This window comes from Blautia sp. OM06-15AC (assembly GCF_003481425.1).
GTDB classification, from domain to species: domain Bacteria; phylum Bacillota; class Clostridia; order Lachnospirales; family Lachnospiraceae; genus Fusicatenibacter; species Fusicatenibacter saccharivorans.
Genome location: NZ_QULD01000004.1, coordinates 235,188 through 254,446, shown reverse-complemented (window position 1 = coordinate 254,446; position 19,259 = coordinate 235,188). Strand labels below are relative to the sequence as shown.

General features: G+C 48.3%; 21 protein-coding genes, 1 tRNA gene and 2 riboswitches. Of the genes, 15 read left to right on the top strand and 7 right to left on the bottom strand.

The features are described from left to right. Positions 1-112: 112 nt before the first annotated feature. The 5 genes from DXB83_RS08175 to DXB83_RS16435 form a co-directional block, all read right to left on the bottom strand. The gene (locus DXB83_RS08175) at positions 113-1,021 is read right to left on the bottom strand and encodes a ParB/RepB/Spo0J family partition protein (protein WP_117805131.1); all 909 of its coding nucleotides are present in this window, start codon (positions 1,019-1,021) and stop codon (positions 113-115) included. Beyond that, the gene (locus DXB83_RS08170; RefSeq protein ID WP_117805133.1) at positions 1,011-1,796 is read right to left on the bottom strand and encodes a ParA family protein; all 786 of its coding nucleotides are present in this window, start codon (positions 1,794-1,796) and stop codon (positions 1,011-1,013) included. Before DXB83_RS08170 ends, DXB83_RS08175 begins: the two co-directional genes overlap by 11 nt. Positions 1,797-1,810: 14 nt before the next feature. Next, entirely contained in the window at positions 1,811-2,776 is a 966-nt protein-coding gene (locus DXB83_RS08165) for a ParB/RepB/Spo0J family partition protein (RefSeq protein ID WP_071143508.1), read from the bottom strand. Positions 2,777-3,102: 326 nt separating this feature from the next. After that, a tRNA-Arg gene (locus tag DXB83_RS08155) sits at positions 3,103-3,176 on the bottom strand. A 374-nt stretch (positions 3,177-3,550) separates the two neighbouring features. Next, positions 3,551-3,694 carry a hypothetical protein gene (locus tag DXB83_RS16435; RefSeq protein ID WP_158565922.1) on the bottom strand — a complete coding sequence of 48 codons (144 nt, stop codon included), beginning with the start codon at positions 3,692-3,694 and terminating at the stop codon, positions 3,551-3,553. Positions 3,695-3,803: 109 nt separating this feature from the next. Next, positions 3,804-3,879: riboswitch (cyclic di-GMP riboswitch) on the top strand. An 18-nt stretch (positions 3,880-3,897) separates the two neighbouring features. Between DXB83_RS16435 and DXB83_RS08150 the strand changes: the two genes are divergently transcribed. From DXB83_RS08150 to DXB83_RS16905, 3 genes are all read left to right on the top strand, one after another. Further along, positions 3,898-4,038: a response regulator gene (locus DXB83_RS08150; protein WP_117805130.1), complete on the top strand. Its 141-nt coding sequence runs from the start codon at positions 3,898-3,900 to the stop codon at positions 4,036-4,038. Between the two features lie 174 nt (positions 4,039-4,212). Next, entirely contained in the window at positions 4,213-5,031 is an 819-nt protein-coding gene (locus DXB83_RS08145) for a DUF3878 family protein (protein ID WP_243108881.1), read from the top strand. Further along, positions 5,028-5,210, top strand: coding sequence for a hypothetical protein (locus DXB83_RS16905; protein WP_243108879.1), 183 nt, complete (start codon positions 5,028-5,030; stop codon positions 5,208-5,210). Before DXB83_RS08145 ends, DXB83_RS16905 begins: the two co-directional genes overlap by 4 nt. A gap of 300 nt (positions 5,211-5,510) precedes the next feature. Here DXB83_RS16905 and DXB83_RS08140 read toward each other — a convergent pair whose 3' ends face one another. Next, positions 5,511-6,845, bottom strand: a complete 1,335-nt coding sequence (locus DXB83_RS08140) for an MATE family efflux transporter (protein ID WP_118697422.1) — start codon at positions 6,843-6,845, stop codon at positions 5,511-5,513. 161 nt (positions 6,846-7,006) lie between these two features. Beyond that, positions 7,007-7,843: an AIM24 family protein gene (locus DXB83_RS08135; RefSeq protein WP_117805128.1), complete on the bottom strand. Its 837-nt coding sequence runs from the start codon at positions 7,841-7,843 to the stop codon at positions 7,007-7,009. 195 nt (positions 7,844-8,038) lie between these two features. Between DXB83_RS08135 and DXB83_RS08130 the strand changes: the two genes are divergently transcribed. From DXB83_RS08130 to DXB83_RS08075, 12 genes are all read left to right on the top strand, one after another. After that, on the top strand, positions 8,039-8,608 hold the full coding sequence (locus DXB83_RS08130) for a GNAT family N-acetyltransferase (protein ID WP_117510517.1): 570 nt from the start codon (positions 8,039-8,041) through the stop codon (positions 8,606-8,608). Beyond that, positions 8,605-9,156 carry a hypothetical protein gene (locus tag DXB83_RS08125; protein ID WP_117805127.1) on the top strand — a complete coding sequence of 184 codons (552 nt, stop codon included), beginning with the start codon at positions 8,605-8,607 and terminating at the stop codon, positions 9,154-9,156. Before DXB83_RS08130 ends, DXB83_RS08125 begins: the two co-directional genes overlap by 4 nt. After that, positions 9,143-9,748: a class I SAM-dependent methyltransferase gene (locus DXB83_RS08120; RefSeq protein WP_117805126.1), complete on the top strand. Its 606-nt coding sequence runs from the start codon at positions 9,143-9,145 to the stop codon at positions 9,746-9,748. Before DXB83_RS08125 ends, DXB83_RS08120 begins: the two co-directional genes overlap by 14 nt. A 72-nt stretch (positions 9,749-9,820) precedes the next feature. Next, a complete protein-coding gene (locus DXB83_RS16665) occupies positions 9,821-10,237 on the top strand; it encodes a hypothetical protein (RefSeq protein ID WP_173827430.1) in 417 nt (138 codons plus the stop codon). A 41-nt stretch (positions 10,238-10,278) separates the two neighbouring features. Next, positions 10,279-10,689, top strand: a complete 411-nt coding sequence (locus DXB83_RS08110) for a peptide deformylase (protein WP_117805125.1) — start codon at positions 10,279-10,281, stop codon at positions 10,687-10,689. A 43-nt stretch (positions 10,690-10,732) separates the two neighbouring features. Then, positions 10,733-10,858, top strand: a complete 126-nt coding sequence (locus tag DXB83_RS08105; RefSeq protein WP_117510523.1) for a maltose acetyltransferase domain-containing protein — start codon at positions 10,733-10,735, stop codon at positions 10,856-10,858. Between the two features lie 104 nt (positions 10,859-10,962). Further along, a riboswitch (Lysine riboswitch) is annotated at positions 10,963-11,137 on the top strand. 185 nt (positions 11,138-11,322) lie between these two features. Further along, a complete protein-coding gene (locus DXB83_RS08100; protein WP_117510525.1) occupies positions 11,323-12,801 on the top strand; it encodes an alanine/glycine:cation symporter family protein in 1,479 nt (492 codons plus the stop codon). Positions 12,802-12,918: 117 nt separating this feature from the next. After that, on the top strand, positions 12,919-14,535 hold the full coding sequence (locus tag DXB83_RS08095) for an amidohydrolase (protein ID WP_117805124.1): 1,617 nt from the start codon (positions 12,919-12,921) through the stop codon (positions 14,533-14,535). A gap of 260 nt (positions 14,536-14,795) precedes the next feature. Further along, positions 14,796-15,434 (top strand): metal-dependent hydrolase, encoded by a 639-nt coding sequence (locus tag DXB83_RS08090; RefSeq protein ID WP_158565921.1) that lies wholly within the window; start codon positions 14,796-14,798, stop codon positions 15,432-15,434. 255 nt (positions 15,435-15,689) lie between these two features. Continuing rightward, positions 15,690-16,949 carry an AfsR/SARP family transcriptional regulator gene (locus DXB83_RS08085; RefSeq protein WP_117805122.1) on the top strand — a complete coding sequence of 420 codons (1,260 nt, stop codon included), beginning with the start codon at positions 15,690-15,692 and terminating at the stop codon, positions 16,947-16,949. Continuing rightward, positions 16,946-17,296, top strand: coding sequence for a winged helix-turn-helix domain-containing protein (locus DXB83_RS08080; RefSeq protein ID WP_117805121.1), 351 nt, complete (start codon positions 16,946-16,948; stop codon positions 17,294-17,296). Before DXB83_RS08085 ends, DXB83_RS08080 begins: the two co-directional genes overlap by 4 nt. A gap of 167 nt (positions 17,297-17,463) precedes the next feature. Then, the gene (locus DXB83_RS08075; protein WP_055225852.1) at positions 17,464-19,182 is read left to right on the top strand and encodes a phospho-sugar mutase; all 1,719 of its coding nucleotides are present in this window, start codon (positions 17,464-17,466) and stop codon (positions 19,180-19,182) included. Positions 19,183-19,259: the final 77 nt, after the last annotated feature.

Genomic DNA, 19,259 nt, shown 5'->3' with positions numbered 1-19,259 from the left:
ATTCAAAAAATATCATTTTAAGGCTTGACTTTTAATAGTTAGTCTTTCGTTTTCTGCTAAGAAGTCCTCTTTTTAAACTTCTTTGACTTTGTTTTCTTAGCTTTTTCTATCCTTAACAGGACTGTTCCTGCATCCATTTTTCTAATAATGATTCAATTATCTGTTCCATATCTTTGGCTGTATAATCATCCGGAAAATACTTTGTCAGTTTCTTTTCTGAGAAAGTAAGAGACCGGGATACTTTCTTTGCCATTACACAATTATTGAAAATCGATAACATCTGGATCTGATTGATTGGTCCATCATTCAGCTGATTTCTAAGTGCTGCAATCTGTTTTGGTTTGATAAATCCTGTGTCGCAGATATATTCGTAAATCCATCCCTGTACTTCCTTATCGATGTAAGAGATATCTACAGCAACCGTGAACTGAAGCTTTTTGTTATCTACCAGATCAAGAAGTTCCGGAATAAGCTCTGTCAGTCGGATATAACGAGTCACCTGCACACTGCTTATTCCAACTTGCTCACCCAATAATTCTCGTGACTTTTTACCTGACTTGTGTTCATTTTGTACACAAGTTAAATCTGTTCTGATTCCCTGTCTTTTCATTGCATCAAGTTTCATCTTGTAGGCAAAGGCTTTCTCACTCGGTAACAGTTCCTCTCGCTGAATGTTAGCGTCCACCATCGTCACAATGGCATCATCATCTGATAATTCTCTTACGATTGCCGGAATAGTTGTGAGTCCTGCAAGCTGTGCTGCATGCATTCTTCTGTGACCGGATACCATTTCGTAATCTTCGTTTTCATCCATACGGAGAAGTACCGGTGTCAACACTCCATTGATCTTTACGCTCTCTACCAGATCCTGCATCTTTTCATCATCCAACACCTTGAATGGATGATTCTTAAACGGATGGATCTTACTGATCTCTATCTCCATTGCAGATTCTTCATTTACCACACCGAGCAGTTCATCAATACTTGCCAGCTTAATCTTTTCACCACTTCTATTTTTCATTCTTCAAAACCTCCTGTGTTAAATTCATATATGCCTCAGCAACTTTTCCCTTCGGGCAGTGCATGTAGATACTTTTTCCTTCCGCACTGGTCTCAGCAGCTTTTACAGACATCGGGATCACATTTTCAAATACCTCAATCTGACTTCCGTAGGTTGTATGTACTCTTGATGCAATGTCCCTTGCGTAATTGGTTCTGAAATCTACCATAGTCAGGAGAATGCCCTCAATCGCCAGTTTCCGATTCAATCTTTTCTTTACTGTAAGAATGGTCTTAATCAGCTGTTGAAGTCCTTTAACAGGCAGATATGCGGCCTGTACAGGTATCAGCACGGAATCGGAAGAAACCAGTGCATTGATTGTCATCATACCAAGACTTGGCATACAGTCGATCAGGATATAATCGTATCGGGATCTTATCGCATCGATATATTCTTTCATGATCATTTCTCTGCTCATAACATTTCCCATCGTTACTTCCAGTGCGGAAAGCTCAATATTTGCTGGAAGCAGATCTACATTTTCCTGATGATGTAAGATACCATCTTCCAGATTAATATCTTCTTCATTGATAACATCCATCATCATTGTTGCCAGTGTAATTCGAAGATCATCCGGTTCTTCATATCCAAGACTTGCTGTTAAACTCCCCTGCGGATCTGCATCAATCAACAGTACTTTTTTACCTTCTCTTGCCAGTCCAATACCTACATTTACGGTTGTGGTGGTCTTGCCGACTCCACCTTTCTGGTTTACTACGGATATAACTTTACACATGATTTCTTCCTCCTTTAACTTTCCCATGATTCTTTTTTCCATAATTTCAGCAGTGCCAGTATTTCCCGTTTCATCATTGCCGGTGTATAGGAATTTGGAAAATACTTGTGTAACTGCTCGTTTGTGAATGCCACTCTTGTGATCTCACCCTTTTTAACTTCACACATGATTTCTTCCATCTTTTCCAGCGATAACTGTTTTTCTTTACTCAGCTGCTTTATCCGCTGAGCCTGTGAGAGTGACGGAATCGCCTGTGCATAATCCATTGCTTTAAGCAGTTCTCTTTGTTCATTTTCTTTCAGTGCTGCTATTTCCACAGCCGGGCAAAAAGAAATAATTTCATCATCCAGCTTCTGCAACATTTCTGGTATCAGCTTTGTCAGTGAAATATAACGCTGCACTTGTTTTGGGCTATCACCACAATCCTCACTGATAATATCTATCGAACGTTTTCTTGTTTTTTTGTGGTCAACTTGGCTCTTTTTTCGACCACTTTTTCTTTTCAATACGTCATTCTTTAATTTGTAAGCAAAAGCCTTTTCACTGTAGCTGATCCGTTCTCTATGAAGATTCGAATCCACCATGCTTAAGATGGAATCATCTTCACTTAATACCCGGATGATCACCGGTACTTTACGGTATCCAAGTTTCTCTGCAGCATGTTTTCTTCTGTGACCGGATATGATTTCATAGTAGCCATCCGGTACCGGTCTGACGATCAGCGGATTTAAGATTCCATATTTCTCAATGCTTTCCTGCAGAAGAAACATTTCCTTATCATCTTTCACCTGAAACGGATGCTCCTTAAAAGGGCGGAGACGTTCAATCTCAATTTCTATGATTCTTTCTTCTTTTTCTCCTGATTGTCTGTTTGCATCAGTCATCTTGACTCCTTTCCTCCAGGATTCAGGAAATAAAAAATGCCTGCCTGGAACTTTTGTTGTAAGAAAAGTTCCAAACAGACATTGCCGTTTGACTATTAGCTGTAGCTAATAGAATTGAATACTGTTTCAGCTAATTTATGTTTGCAGGTTTCGGAGAGATTGTTTCTTTTCCTGCCTTTTCTCTGATTTACATCCCCAAATAAGGGGTGACAACAGAGCGGAACCCAAATGTTAGCTGGACTCTTGAAAAACCATGTTTGCAAACCGGTGATTTTGATTAGCTGTCAGCTAACAAAAATCGGATTGTGTTAGCTGGAAATGGATCATTTTGAATGGAATTTCATGCCACGAACGTGATTAGAAAATAAGAAAAGCGTTCGCTGTCAGCTAATCCAGCTAACATTTTCGAACGCTTTGAAGCCCGTCGCCAAGAGGATTTGAACCTCCGACCCCTCGCTTAGGAGGCGAGTGCTCTATCCAGCTGAGCTATGACGACACATGCCGCAAACCCTTGATTTTACTGGGTTTCTGGGATTTTTCCCTTCGGCCATATATAAGATTATCAACTCTTTTTCGAGTTGTCAATCTACAGATTTTTTTACTTTGGTAACATTAGAACGTTCCCCAAATTGGGGAATGCTTTGTTGTCACCTTTGGCATTTTTCAGAATAGATTCGAACTGAAAGTTGTTTTTCATTTTTTCCCTTTGGGGAATGCCTCGGCTTTCTCTTAGGAGGGGGACGCTCTATCCTGCTGAGCTACAGAAACAAGAATTATAAATGTTTCAGCCAGGTCAGAAACAAAAATATTATACTATATTTTTGCTGCTTTTTCAAGACGAAACACATACTTGCGATTCCGCAGTTTACTTCAGGAATTTTCCATTGTGAGTACCTGATAAATTCTCTTATAGGCTTTTTCATAGGTCCAGCAGCCTTCGACATTGTTGTAGTATTCATTATTTTTTTCGACAACATATTCTAAATCGTTTTCTGTTATGAGTCTGTATTTCATCGTACACCTCCAATGTTAAAAACAGTAATCTGCCAAAATCCAGAGGTCATTATATCATATTCCGATGGGAAAGGAGAAGAGAGTCTTACAGCAATGAATTAAAATAAAAAAAGAATCTCGGCAAAGCAGTCGAAAGGCTGTGACGCAAAGCTACAGGGCCTGTAAAATGGCAGCCAGCTGCGTAAATATGGAACATTTCGGTGATGGATGGCATCGAGGCGACGAAAAAAATTCGAAACAGTGTGCGTGAGGACAATGATGTTCCGATTTTTGCGATGACAGCAAATACCTTTGCAACGGACCGCAAGCGGTGCGCGGACGCGGGCATATTCCGAAACCGGTGAATTTAAAAGAGATTCAGACGACGCTGGACGAGAAAGTGCGGACGGCATGCGCCGGATAACGGGACGGATTAATAACAGAAAAATTTGGAGAAGGGGCTCTACTGCTTTGGATTGCAGTGGAGCCTTTTTATGGTGTATCATAGGAAGTAAAAGAAAACAGGGGAGAATCACGGAATGGAAATTGCAGAAAATATCACATGGACCGAGGAACTGGAAAGGCTGGATGTGCTTCTTTCGCAGGGGCAGTTCGAGCTGCTGCTTCCGGGTGAGCGGTACGGTGGAGGAGAAAAGGAGATCTGGCTTGTCTATCTGATGAACGATGCGGCAGAGAGCTTTCTCGTTTTTCATGACGCGGAGCTGACGGGAACGTATCAGAAGGAATACGAGGGAGAAATAGATGCTGCACTGGAAAAAGACGGGGAGCAGTACGTTCTGATCGTGCGGCAGAAAGAGACGGTGTGCACGCTGTTTTTCAGCCGCCTTTCACTGGAAGTGCATCTGTTTGATTACGGAAAAACGGGTCATTTCTGGGTGGACGGATACGAGTATCTGCGGCAGATTGAGTTCCGTATTGCGATCCTGCGGGACAAGCTGGAATACCTCGGCGAGGCGTTCTGCACCGAGGAAGAAATGCGTCTGGCATCGCTGGCCAATTTCCCGCCGCTCAATTTCTGCTGCTACCCGGCCGTGCCGGATCAGTATCTCGTACCGTCATGCCCGTGGTGGGAAGCGACGGAAGAGGCAATTACGGAGATGAAAAAACTGGCATCGGAGGCAGGCGATAAAGTGCTGCTGCGGTATCTTGCACTTTATGAAAAATGGCAGGAAAACTCCTCACAAAACAGATTGCAAAACTGCTGCATACGAGCCGCCACGCGAAAGTCGTGGATTTACTGGAAAAAAAACTGGCCCGCGAAGCACAGAATTATCCGAAACGACGCTTCACCGGCGAAGAAGGAACCCAGATCCGAAAAATCCAGGAGCAGGCAATGAAACGGAAAAAGATACTGGAAGCCGAAGGAAAACGCGCATCATTGCTGCGCGAGGAGCCATTCTTTTATGCACGGGATTCGGTGGAATATAAGGTCCATCTGATGATCTGGGGAACGAGAGGGAAAGAGCGGGTTGTGGAGGTTGAGACGTTTAAAATTTCCAGAACGCAACGGCAATGATCAGCTCCTTTACGGATGAGCCGGAAGTGATTCAGTTTTAATACCAGTAGACAAGAAGTCTCCCGCTTCTAAAGTGGTGGGATGAATTGTTAAAAGAAACATAACAGCAGTGGCGGGCGGAGAGAAATCGGTATCCTCCACTGACATGAGGTAGGTCACAGTCGAACTATTTTCGACATGTCAGACTCCGTGAAAATACCGACTGTGAATTGAAACAAGGGATAAGGTAAAATAGAAAGCGCTTATTTGAGGCGGGAATGAAATCTCAAATAAGCGCTTTTTCTATACGCTGCCGCCAAGTCAGGCTGCGGGCAGTTTATAATATTTCGATGTATGCTGGCGGTAGAGCAGCAGCAATCCGCGGATGCAGAGCTCGATAGCCATGGCGATCCACATGCCGTGCAGGCCGAGCGGGGTGATGAGAAGCACCGCGAGACCGAGGCGGATGACCCAGATGCTGCCAAGGTTCAGAAGGCTTGGCACAAACGTATCGCCTGTTCCGCGGAGGGCTCCAGCGGCAACGATGGAAGCGCCGAAAAACGGCTCGGCGAGCAGTTCGATGCGGAGTACCTCGGCGGCAAACGAGCGAACCTGCGGGTCAGGAGTCAGAATGCTAAAGACGAACGGACAGAAGATCATCATCAGACCTCCAGTGATGGCCATCAGGACTGCGCCCATGGCAATGCAGATATTTCCGTAGCGTTTCGCCAGCTTGTAATTTCCGGCGCCGTAGCTTCTGCCGACGAGCGTTGTCGCGGCGGAACCGATGCCGTAGCCTGGCATGTAGCAGAGGCCTTCGGCGGTGACGGCGAACGAATTGGCCGCAATCGCAATGGAGCCGAGAGGGGCAATCAGCATGGTGGCAGCAACCATGGCGCTGTTCATCGCGATTTCCTGTACGGCAACCGGCACACCGATTTTGAATGCAGTTTTCAGAATTTTCGCATCGAAAACCGTTTTTTCCTTCCGGCGGAGACGCAGCCGCGGATTGCGGACACAACAGAACCAGGCACCCGTGAGGCTGATGACGGCGCAGGCCAGCATCGTTCCCATACCGGCACCCATGACACCGAAAACCGGAATCAAAAGAGCATTGAAAATGACATCGAGCACGCACATGACGGCATTTAAAATACTGGGTGTCACCATATCACCGCTGCACTGCAGGAAGGACGACATCAGCGAGTTGAGCTGGGAAAACGGAAGCATGATGGCAAACATCATAAAATAGAGCGTGGCATTCCGCCGGATCTCCTGCGCACCGCCGAGCCACCCCGGCAGCGGATGACTGATCAGAAGCCCGATCAGGCACAAAACAGCCGACACAACAAGCGCGGACGCGATGCCATGCCGCACAACATCCCTTGCCTTCTTGTCATGATTTCCCCCGATCTGATGCGCTACCTGAACAGAAAAACCGGCTGAAACCGCATAAATCGTACCGCTGAGGAGCCACGTCGTCGACGAAACCAGTCCGATCGCCGCCGAAGCATTCGCCCCAAGCGCGCCGACCATCGCGGAATCAATGTATTGCATCGCAATCGTAGTAATCTGTGTAAGAATCGCAGGCAGACTTAATCGCCCGACCTGCTGAATCTGCGGTTTCAGTTCAGTCCAGTTTATTCTATTCATCATTTTCTCCAGAACATGTATTTTATCGTATGGTTTTTCTTAAGAATGTAAAGATAAATGCGTATTTTACGCTAACATGTTTTGAAGAAAGTGTCAATCAAAAACGAGGTTTAATTTGACTTTTTTCTATGCGTATTAGGCATAGGGGCGGAGAGGATTCGAATTTAATTTTCCGGCGGAAGGTTGTTCTTCACAGCGGGGTTCGCCTGGGTCGTGTTGGTTGCAGTCGGCAGGGAATCTGTCGGGGCGACCGGGCTCATGAGGACGCGGCCGGTTCCGCGGTAGACGTTGACGAGGCCTTCACCGCTGACGGCGGATCCGACGAGGGTTCCGGTGGAGCGCTCTACGGTGAAATCAAGGTTGGAGGACCAGCAGACGGCGAGGTTTCCATCGATTTTCAGTTCGTCGTTTTCGAGTTCGACTTCGATCAGCTCGTCCTCAGGTACGTTGCTTTCGAGGGCAACGGCGCCTCTGCCGACGAGGCTCAGATTGAAGAAGCCTTCGCCGCCGAGGACAGCGGAGGAAATGCTCTTGCGGGCGGTCAGTTTGGTTTTGACTCTGCCGTCGCAGGCGAGGAACATGCCGTCCTCAATCGTCATTCCGGAGGAGCCCCATTTCTCGACATCCACAAGAATGATGTATTTGTAGGTCGGTTCCAGCACGAGATATCCGTCGCCGACGTACTCCGGTTTTACGGCAGATTCCTTTGTCATGGCGCCTTTGATGGCCTTTCCGAACAGGTCGCCGATCCCTTTGATTCCGGCGGTCGCCTGTACATGGCCGCCCATCCACTGCATCGCACCGGACTGGATAATCGCGGAGTGCTCCTTGTCCAGTTCAATGACAACCTGGCGGCGGCGCACATTCATTTTGCTCATGTAATACTCCTCCATGGCAGTCATCGGCGAGACGCTGGAATCCTGGAGATATTCCATGACGTGGAAATTTTCGATGGACTTGGTGAATTTCCGGTTTTCGTTTTCGAGATTTAAAATTTTCATAGGCACGTTCCTTTCTTTCATTAAGAAGAAAAATAGTGATCCGTCTTGTTTCTTTTATTATACAGGAAAGAAAGCAAAGAGCACAGAAAAATTTAGAAAAAAAGGAAATCTGGAAATCATGTTGTCCATTTTTCAGCGGAGTGATAAGATAAAGTTCAGAAAACGCAAGCAGTACGGTCAGAGGAGGAGTTTATTATGAGTACAATTACTGTCAGAGATGCAAAAATAGAGGATGCCGCACGCATTCTGGAGATTTATGCTTACTATGTAGAATACACCGTCATTTCTTTCGAGTGGGACGTGCCGTCTCTGGAAGAATTTGAGAACCGCATGCGTGATATCATGAAAAAATATCCATACCTCGTCATCGAGCAGGATGGAAAAATCGAAGGTTATGCATACGCACATGCCTTTGTCGGCCGCGCCGCATACGACTGGTCGAGCGAGCTGACCATTTATCTCGATCACAATGCAAGAAAAGGAGGCCTTGGCCGGAGACTGTATGAAGAGCTGGCGGACCGCCTGAAAAAAATGGGCATTCTGAACCTCTACGCCTGCATCGGCTATCCGCAGGTCGAGGATGAATATCTGACGAAAAACAGCGCCGAGTTCCATGCGCATCTCGGATTCGAACTCGTGGGAACCTTCCACAACTGCGGCTACAAATTCGACCGCTGGTACGATATGGTCTGGATGGAAAAAATCATCGGCGAGCCGCACGCGGGACAGCCGGCAGTAAAATCATATAGTGAGATAAAAGAATGAGCACAATAACAACGTATACAAGAAAACATTTTGACCCTGTGCATCCCGCTCCGGAACTGCTCTGTGTGGAGGATTTTGCGCATGCGCTGCCGATGATCTGCCGCGGAAACGGCCATGTGACGACGTTCTGGTCAGTGGGAGAGCACTGCATCTGCTGTGCGAAAGAGGCGGCCGCGCGCGGCTATTCCCGGCGGCTGGTGCTGGCGTGCCTTCTGCATGACGCGAGCGAGTGTTACATGTCGGACGTGCCGCGGCCATTAAAACAGGAAATGCCGCGGTACCGCGAGATCGAGGACCATCTGCTTTCGGTGATTTATGAGAAATATCTTGGCAGTGATCTGACGGCGGAGGAGCAGCGGATGATGAAACAGATCGACAATGATCTGCTGTGGTACGATTTGACGAATCTGCTGGAGGAGCCGCAGGAGGGGGATGCACCGAAGCTTCACATCACGCTGGACTACGCGGTGCGGCCGTTTGATGCGGTGGAACAGGAGTATCTGGAATTATTCGAACAGTATCGGGAGACGGGCGATGAGAGAGGATAAAAACGAAAACCGCTGGGACAAGCTGCTTCAGATCCACACAATGGGGCGGGACGACAGCCGGTCGGATCTGTACCGGTATCCGTATGAGCCGACCCCGTACTGCGTGCTGGAGCGGATGGCAAACACGGGGATGATCCGAAAGGGAAATACGCTGCTCGATTACGGATGCGGAAAGGGCCGCGTAGATTTCTTCTTATCGGCGCAGACCCGGTGCCAGTCCATCGGTGTGGAGTATGATGAGCGGATTTATGCGAAGGCAATGGAAAACAAAAAGGCGGCGGCCTCTGGTGCGCGGACGGAGTTTGTGCTGGAGAGCGCCGAAAATTTTCCCGTTCCTGCGGAAGTGGACCGGGTGTATTTTTTTAACCCGTTTTCGCTTGAAATCTTAAGAAAAGCGATGGCAAGACTGCTGGAATCGTACTACGAAAATCCGCGGGAGATCCAGCTGTTTTTCTATTACCCGTCGGATGCTTATATCTCGTATCTGATGACGGTGCCGGAACTGGAATTTCTCGATGAGATCGACTGTATGGATCTGTTTCCGGGCGGGGATAGCCGGGAGCGGGTTGTGATTTTTACGATTCAGGAATAAAAAGTTTTGTAACAGCAAAAACCGTGTGGAATACAAAAAAGCATGAATTATATTTGAAGAAAGGGCGTTTTTATGAAATATCAGGTAATGCGAATTGAGGAAGACCTTGATTTCGGCTGTGAGGAGCGCGGTGCCGACGAGCCTGTCATGGCAGTTGTTGTTTTGAAAGATGAAAACGGAACAGAATCGCGCATCCGCCAGGAGGATCAGATGCTGTATGACTGGAACATCGAGGAGGGCGACACCGTTATTCTGAATGAAAACGGCGAATTGCGAAAAGTACTCTCCGGTGATTGGACGCAGAATTGCAATTCGAAAAATGTAGATACGACAAAATTCGTCAACATGATGCAGGCCGTCAAAGCCGGAAAACAGATTGACTGGATCTGTCCGTTCTGCAGCGGAACAGTAGAACGATTGGAGCAGAAAGGCGGAAAAAACGTAATCGGATGCACATCGTGCGATATGTGGATTCAAATAGAAAATTAAACGATTTTGGCCTTTAAGGCCGAAAGAGAAAGGAAACACAAATGGTAAAACCAATTATGAGAGACGTTCTCTTCCTCGGACAGAAATCCGTCCCGGCGACAGAGGAAGATCTGCAGGTGGGAAGAGATCTGCAGGACACACTGGCAGCAAACCGCGAGGCATGCGTCGGCATGGCGGCAAATATGATCGGCGTGAAAAAACGCATCATCATCGTAAACGCCGGATTCCGCGACATCATCATGTTCAACCCGGTGATCGTCCGCAAAAGCGGCCCCTACGAAACAGAAGAAGGCTGCCTTTCCCTGCCAGGCGTGCGGAAAACAAAGCGGTACCAGAACATCGAAATCGAATACTACGACTGGAACTGGAAAAAACAACGCCAGAAATTCACCGGCTGGCCAGCCCAGATCTGCCAGCATGAGATGGATCATCTGGAAGGGATACTTATTTAGATCCTACAGCAGACAGGAGGACAGTATGACAGACAGAGAATGAATGGTAAAAGGAATCATTTACAACCCGAATGTGGAAGAGCTGGCCAAAGAGCAGTCCGGCTATATGGAGCGTCTGTGGAAGTTCAACCAGCTGAAGCCGTCAGAGGGAGACAAGAAAGTCAAATAAATCAGGACAAATTTCGAAAATATAAAATTTTTGTAAAATAATGTCGAAAAAACGATTGACAAGTAGCGAAAAGAAACATATGATAATACCTGTCAATATACATATTCGGCAATAGAGGCGCGAAGGCTAAGAGTAGCTGTCCTGAGACAACGGGGTCTGGGACGGGCAGGGAAAGGAGCATTCGCCGAAACGGGGCAGTTCCCGAAAAACTGTCTGCGTTGGGGTACAGTCGAACAGGCTGTGCACTCTCACCGTACTGGTGGAGGAGCTATTGCTTCATGAACGTAGATTTAATGGAGCAGTGGTGAAGACCGCTGCTCTTTTTATTGTACTGCAGTTGGAACCGTGACAAAAGGTTCCAGGGGTGGAAATCTGTTTGGTTGGAGAACGAAAGACGAAACGGGTGTTACAGGATACGTCTGAAGAAAACTGTTGCCGGAAAAGAAAAAAGGGAGGATTTTGACATGATAGCATTTCTTAACTGGCTGGACGGTGTCCTTTGGGGCGTGCCGCTGATCGCGCTGATGATTCTGACCGGTCTGTACTTTACCGTTCGTTCTGGATTTTTCCAGTTCCGTCACTTTGGCTGGATTATGAAGAGAACCGGCGGAAAACTGTTCCAGAAAGAAGACAAAGCAAGTGAAGGAAAGGGTATGCTTTCCTCGTTTGAGGCGATTTCGACCGCTATCGGCGGTACCGTAGGATTCGGTAATATCGCCGGTGTTGCAACTGCAGTTGCAGCAGGCGGCCCGGGAGCCATTATGTGGATGTGGCTTTCGTCTCTGCTTGGTATGATATTAAAACAGGTTGAGGTTACCCTCGGCTGCTACTACCGTCACACCAACGAAAAAGGTGAGTACTACGGCGGTCCGACTTACTACATGGAGTGCGGACTTGGCGAGGAGCGCCACTGGGGCAAGCTGTGGCTGATCCCGGCGCTCATCTTCGGCATCGGTATTTTCTCCACCTTCTTCGTAACCTCTTCCAACCTGACCGCATCTCAGGTCGTAGCCGGTGCGTTCGGTATTGAGAATATCAATCTTGGAAGCTTCAAAGTAGAAGGCGTTATCGTGATGGGCGTTCTGCTCTGCATTCTGACCTATGTCGTTACAAGCGGCGGTACGAAGAAAATCGCAAGTCTGTTCAGCAAGCTCGTTCCATTTATGAGCGTTCTTTATATCTTGATGGGAATTGGCATGATCATCATCAACATCAACCGCGTTCCTGGCGTATTTGCAGCCATCGTAACAAACGCATTTACCGGAACAGCAGCGATCGGCGGTTTTGCCGGCTGCGCAGTCAGCGAGATTATCCGTGTGGGTATGGCGCGTTCCGTATACTCCAATGAGGCTGGATGGGGTACTTCTCCAATGATCCATGCTTCCGCAAAAACACCGCATCCGGTAGAGCAGGGTCTGTGGGGATCTTTCGAGGTATTCTTTGATACCATGGTTATCTGTACGATCACCGCACTTTCCGTTATCTTAAGCGGAAACTGGACCGACGGAACGAACGGCGGAACACTTGCTTTAAGTGCATTTGCAAGCGGATTCGGCAAATTTGGAAGCATCCTTCTGGCAGTCATCATGGTCATTTTCACTGTAACGACTTCCGGCGGATGGTTCACCTACTATCTGGCAATTCTGGAGCATCTGTATAAAAAAGAAGGCAAGATGAAAGATATCGTCATGAAAATCTTCTACGCAGTCCGCGCTCTGCCGGGCGTACTGTGGACGATCTATCTGGTAAAGACAAACAACCAGGGCTTTATCTGGACTGTCGTTGATATCACATCTGCGATCCCGACCTTCGTCAACGTAGCAGTGATCCTGATTCTCTCGAACCAGTATTTCAAACTGCTGAAAGACTACAAAGCAAGAAACTTCGGCCAGGGCACGGTAGACAAGAACGCCTGCCTGTTCTACGAAGAGAAAACGAAATAAAAAATATTCAAAAGCGAATCCAGACACGCATGAGAATAGCGTGTCTGAATTTGTATATTGCGCAAATGGGCAGAAAAGAATAGAATCAAATTTAGATGACAGTAGGAGGATAATGATATGAAAACAATTTACAAAAACGGAGCTGTCTACACCGGAAAACTGCCGCTTGTCGAAGCGTTTGCAGTAGAAGACGGCAAATTTGTTTTCGCCGGAAGCAGCGCAGAGGCAGATGCCCTTGCAGCAGCCGGCGACAAAGTTGTAGACCTCGGCGGAAAATTCGTCTGCAGCGGTTTTAACGACAGCCATATGCACCTTTTAAATTACGGAAGCTCCCTGCTGAAAGCGCAGCTTGCCGCACATACCGAAAGCCTGGAAGATATGCTCGCCTGCCTCGACACCTTCCAGAAAGAGCATCCGCGAAAAGACGGCGCATGGCTGATGGGCCGCGGCTGGAATCAGGATTACTTCACGGACGTGGACCGCATGCCGAACCGCTACGATCTTGACCGCGTATCAACTGAAGTTCCGATCTGCGCGACGAGAGCGTGCGGCCACTGCCTCGTAGTCAACAGCAAAGCGCTGGAACTCCTCGGCGTCACCGCAGATACCCCGCAGCCGGAGGGCGGAGAGATCGGTATGGAAAACGGTGAGCCGGACGGAAGATTCTTCGACAATGCAATGGAACCGGTTTACGACAGCATTCCGGTGCCGAGCAAAGAGGAAATCAAAGATATGATCCGCAGCGCCTGCAAAGCCCTGAACAGCTACGGCGTCACCAGCAGCCAGAGTGATGATTACTGCGTTTACCGCGCCGTTCCGTGGCAGACCGTCAACGAAGCATACAAAGAACTCGAGGATTCCGGCGAGCTGACCGTCCGCGTTTACGAGCAGAGCAACTTTACCGATCTGGAATCCTTAAAAGGTTTCGTTGAGGCTGGAAATGTGACCGGCATCGGCACAGACCGCTTTAAAATCGGCCCGCTGAAAATGCTCGGCGACGGCGCACTCGGTGCGAGAACAGCATTCCTCAGTCGCCCATACGCAGACGACCCGTCCACCTGCGGAATCCCGGTATTCACCCAGGAAACCATGGATGAGATGATCGGCTACGCCAATGCACACGGCATGCAGGCTGCAGTTCACACGATCGGTGATGCGTGCCTCGACCGCGTGTTAAGTGCCTATGAAAAAGCCCTTGCTGAAAACCCGAGAGAAGATCACCGCCACGGCATCGTGCACTGCCAGATCACAAGAGCCGATCAGCTTGAAAAAATCGCGAAAATGCATCTTCACGTTTACGCACAGAGCATCTTCCTCGATTACGATAACCATATCGTAGAGGAGCGCGTCGGCAAAGAGCTTGCGAGCACAAGCTACAGCTGGAAGACGCTGATGAATAACGGCGTCTCCGTCAGCAACGGAACTGACTGCCCGGTAGAGCTGCCGGATGCCCTCGCCTGCATGCAGTGCGCTGTCACAAGAACAACGCTGCGCGACCATGTCGGCCCGTACCTGCCGGATCAGAAATTCACCGTACAGGAAGCACTCGACAGTTACACGATCCGCAGTGCCGAGGCAAGTTTCGAGGAGAACGTGAAAGGCCAGATCGCAGAAGGCATGATGGCAGACTTCGTCGTACTGGGTCAGAATCCGTTTGAGGTGGATGAGAGCACGATCAAAGACATTCCGGTGTGCCGGACGTATCTTGCTGGTGAACTGGTATATGAAGCATAAAGATATAACTCAAATGAGCGATAAATGTCAAATGAAAATTCATACAATGAAGGGAAAAACGTGAAATAAGATAACCTGGAAATAGTATGGAATAAAGGCAGAAACAGAGGAGAACCTCCTGCGGCGATAAACGGTCGCAGGAGGTTCTTTTTTGATCCTGATAGGACCATACGGTCGTAAAAGAATCGAACAAATGGTTGCATAAAAGGGCGGGAATGTGCTATGATAAAGGAAATTTTACGAAAGGAAAAAACAGACAAATGCTTGGAAGAACACATTTTTTTATTGGAACAGCAGCGGCACTTGCTGTTTTACAGCCGCAGACGGTTCCCGCGCTTGTGGCCGGTGCCGGGGCTGCCGCGATCGGCGGTTTGATCAGTGACATTGATGTCGGCACTTCACAGGCGCACCGCGATGCCGATAAGATTATTACGGCAACAGTTGCAGTTGCGGTGCTCACAATTCTTGCGGAGTATAAACTGAATCTTGGAATTTACCGCCGCCTCACAAGCGACAGCAGCGTGCTGCGTCTCCTCACCGGAACGGCAGCATTTTTGCTGATCTGCGCCTATGGGAAACAGCAGCCGCACCGCTCCTTCATGCATTCATTTGCGGCGCTGGCATTGCTGACGGCGTGCGTGGACATCATCTACCCGGATGCGTCCGCTTATTTTACCGTGGGCTTTCTGTCCCATCTGGTGCTCGATTTTTTCAACCGGAAACCGGAAAAGCTGTTCTGGCCCTGGAAGAAGGGATTCTGCCTCGGATTCTGCTCAGCACGGGGACTTGTGAACCGCGCACTGCTCGGGTGCGGCATGGTATCTCTTGCTGTAGTACTGGTGCTCTCGGCGCCTGCAGGGCGGCTGATGGCTAAAATCATGCGGGCAATTTACGGATGAGATGGGATTGACAAAAAGATAACAAGACAAAAGAAGAAAAAGCAGGAATTTTTCGGTGTTAAAGTTAATATTTTATACATTTTATAGTAGGATTTTTGATTAAAATGATGTAAAATAGAAAACAGAAATCCGGCGTCCGTAATTGTTTTTGAAATGAACGAACAGGGAACCGCCGGCCCGTTACCGCAGCCGATTGCGGAGCGCAGCGCAACCGACCACAGAGATTAGAGCACAACAGGCAATACAGGAGTTAGTATGAACGAAGAAATGAAAAACCAAACAGAACAGTTACCGCTTTTAAAAGTACACATGATGGGAAGTTTTTTCCTGGAGTACGGCGACCAGCCGATTTCCTTCCGGAAAACAATGGCAACAAAATCGATGAGACTTCTGCAGATTTTCCTCTATAACAAGGACAATGGAATTTCCAGAGGAAGACTGTTGGAGAGCACATACGGAAGAGAAGATGTGGCGGACGCGGCAAACAGCCTGCGTGTCGGCGTACATCGCCTGAAAAGAAGCCTTGTCGAGGCAGGACTTCCGCAGTTTGAGTACATTTATACACAGAAAGGCGTTTACCACTGGACCAGCCCGATGCCGGTCGAGGTAGATGCGATTGATATCAAAAATAAGATCCTGGAAGCAGGAAAAGAGACGGACGAGAAAGCGCGCATGGATCAGATGATCGAAGCACTGGAGCTGTACACCGGAGAGTTCCTTGCAGATTTCGGCGAGGAAGAGTGGGTACAGGCGGAGCGCGCGCAGCTGAAAAAAGTATATTCCGATGCACTGAAAGAAGTAAGTGAGTATCTTCTGAAAAACGAGGAGTTCGATGAGCTGCAGAAACTGACTTCTGTTGCTTCCGAACTGTATCCGTTCGACGAGTGGCAGGCAGTCCAGATGCAGGCGCTGATCGGCCTGGAGAGATACAAAGAGGCCATGAAACTGTACGAGCAGACCTCGAAACATTACTTTGAAGAGCTTGGCGTTACACCGAGCGAGAAACTGGTGGAGCAGTACCGCTATCTGGGAAGCCGCATGGGCAGCAGACACCGCGTGATCGAAGAGGTACAGGCAGATCTTCAGGAGAGCCCGGGAGAAAAGGGCGGAGCATTCTTCTGTTCCCTCGCCGGATTCCGTGACTGCTACCGACTTGTTTACCGTATGTCCGAGCTGAACGGACAGATGCCGTGGCTGATGCTGTGCACCATTACAGACGGAAAAGGTTACCCGGCAAAAGGCGGTCCGCGCCTTGACCGTATGTCCGAAAAGCTGCTTGAGGTAATGAAACGCAGCCTGCGTCATTCCGATTTTTTTGCAAAATACAGCCCGTCCCAGTATGTGATTCTGCTGCAGGGCGGCAGCCAGAGAGGATGCGAACTCGTCTACAAGAGAATCAGCGAGCGCTTCTCCGAGGAGAAAAAAGGCTGGGCAAAGAATCTGAAATACAGTGCACTGCCGGCAATTCAGATCGAAAAAGAGCTTGAGTTCTTAGAAGGAGACGATGTTTTATGATTCGCGTACAGCTGCTTGGAAGATTCCGCATGTACGATGAAACACGCTGCCTCAACGAGGAAGCGATTCATTCCCCGATGATCACAAAGCTGCTGGTTTATATGATCTGCAACAAAAACCACATCGTAACACTGGAACAGTTAACCGAAGCACTCTGGACGGATGAGGAGAGTGAAAATCCGTACGGAGCACTGAAAAATATGATGTACCGTCTGCGCGGAACGCTGCGGAAGGTATGGCCGGTTAAGAGAGGATCATGCCTGCTATATGAAGGCTGTCATGGAACTGACGAAAAGCCTGGAGCACCGCAGACCGCAAAGGAAAAGTACAGGTTCTCAGTGATCTAAAAGAGCTTTATCAGGAACCAAGAGAATTAGAAAAAATAAATTAATTTTTAAGTTGACAGCAGACTAAACAAATGGTAACTTTAAGCTGTGATGAAACGAGCTTAAATCCAGAAAAAGTCTGCTGTCTTAAGTTAAATAAAGTACAACAGACAGGGAGGATAACAAACATGAGTTACAGAGAAGTATATGAAAAATGGTGCAATGATCCATATTTTGATGAGGCATCCAGAGAAGAGCTGAAAGCACTCGAAGGAAATGAGGCAGAAATCGAAGACCGTTTCTACCGTCAGCTTGAGTTCGGTACCGGCGGACTCCGCGGTGTCATCGGAGCGGGTACCAACCGCATGAACATCTACACCGTACGCCAGGCAACCCAGGGCCTTGCCAACTACATCATTTCCCAGAACGGACAGGAAAAAGGCGTAGCCATCGCACACGATTCCAGAAGAATGTCTCCGGAATTCGCACGCGAAGCAGCACTCTGCCTGAATGCAAACGGAATCAAAACGTATCTGTTCGAGTCCCTGCGCCCGACACCGGAGCTTTCTTTTGCTGTCCGTGAATTCGGCTGCATTTCCGGTATCGTCATTACCGCAAGCCACAACCCGAGAGAGTACAACGGATACAAAGTATACTGGGAGGACGGCGCACAGATTACACCGCCGCACGACAAAAACATTCTCGCAGAGGTAGCAAAAGTAACCGAGTTTTCTGCCGTTAAAACGATGGAAGAAGATGATGCAAGAGCAGAAGGCCTGTTCCAGGTCATCGGAACCGATTTTGATGACCGTTACGTTGCAAAATTAAAAGAGCAGAGCATTCATCCGGAAATCATCAAAGATGCGGCAAAAGATATGAAGATCGTCTACACACCGCTTCACGGAACCGGAAATGTGCCGGTACGCCGCGTTCTGCGCGAGCTTGGCTTTAATCAGGTTTACGTTGTAAAAGAGCAGAAAGTGCCGGACGGAAACTTCCCGACGGTGGCTTACCCGAACCCGGAAGACGAGAAAGCATGGACACTGGCGCTGAAACTGGCAAAAGAAGTAGACGCTGACATCATCCTTGCAACCGACCCTGATGCAGATCGTCTCGGCGTTTATGCAAAAGACAGCAAGACCGGCGAGTACGTAAGCTTCACCGGAAACATGTCCGGTATGCTGATCGCAGAGTATATTCTGCGTGAGCGCACCAAGAACGGAACCATGCCGGAGAACCCGGCACTCGTTGAGACGATTGTTACGACCGATATGGCAAAAGCAATCGCAAAAGCTTATAACGTGGCACTGATCGAGGTTCTGACCGGATTCAAATACATCGGCGAGCAGATCAAATTTTTTGAGCAGAGCGGTGCACACAATTATGTATTTGGTCTGGAAGAGAGCTATGGCTGCCTGGCCGGAACATATGCAAGAGATAAAGATGCCTGCGTGGCAGTTATGATGCTCTGCGAGGTTGCTGCATACTACAAACAGCAGGGCAAAACACTGTGGGATGCCATGGTGGATATGTACGAGGAGTACGGCTACTACAAAGAGGGTCTTGCAACGATGACCTTAAAAGGTATCGACGGTGCAAAAGAGATCCAGACCATGATGACCAACTTCCGTGAGAACCCGCCAAAAGAGCTGGGCGGTTTCCAGGTTCTTGCCGTACGCGATTACAAAGCAGATGTACGCCAGGATCTCGTAAGCGGAGAGAAGAGCGCGACCGGACTTCCGTCCTCCAACGTTCTTTACTATGAGCTGGAAAACAACGCATGGTGCTGTGTGCGCCCATCCGGTACTGAGCCGAAGATCAAATTCTATTTCGGCGTAAAAGGCACATCCCTTGAAGATGCAGCCGAGAAACTGGAAAAATTAAAAAATGCAATGGTAACTGCTTAAACGCTGTGTGATATAGAAACAAAAAAAGGCCTCAGCCCGGCGGGTGAGGTCTTTTTGTACAAAAATCGGCCCGGCGG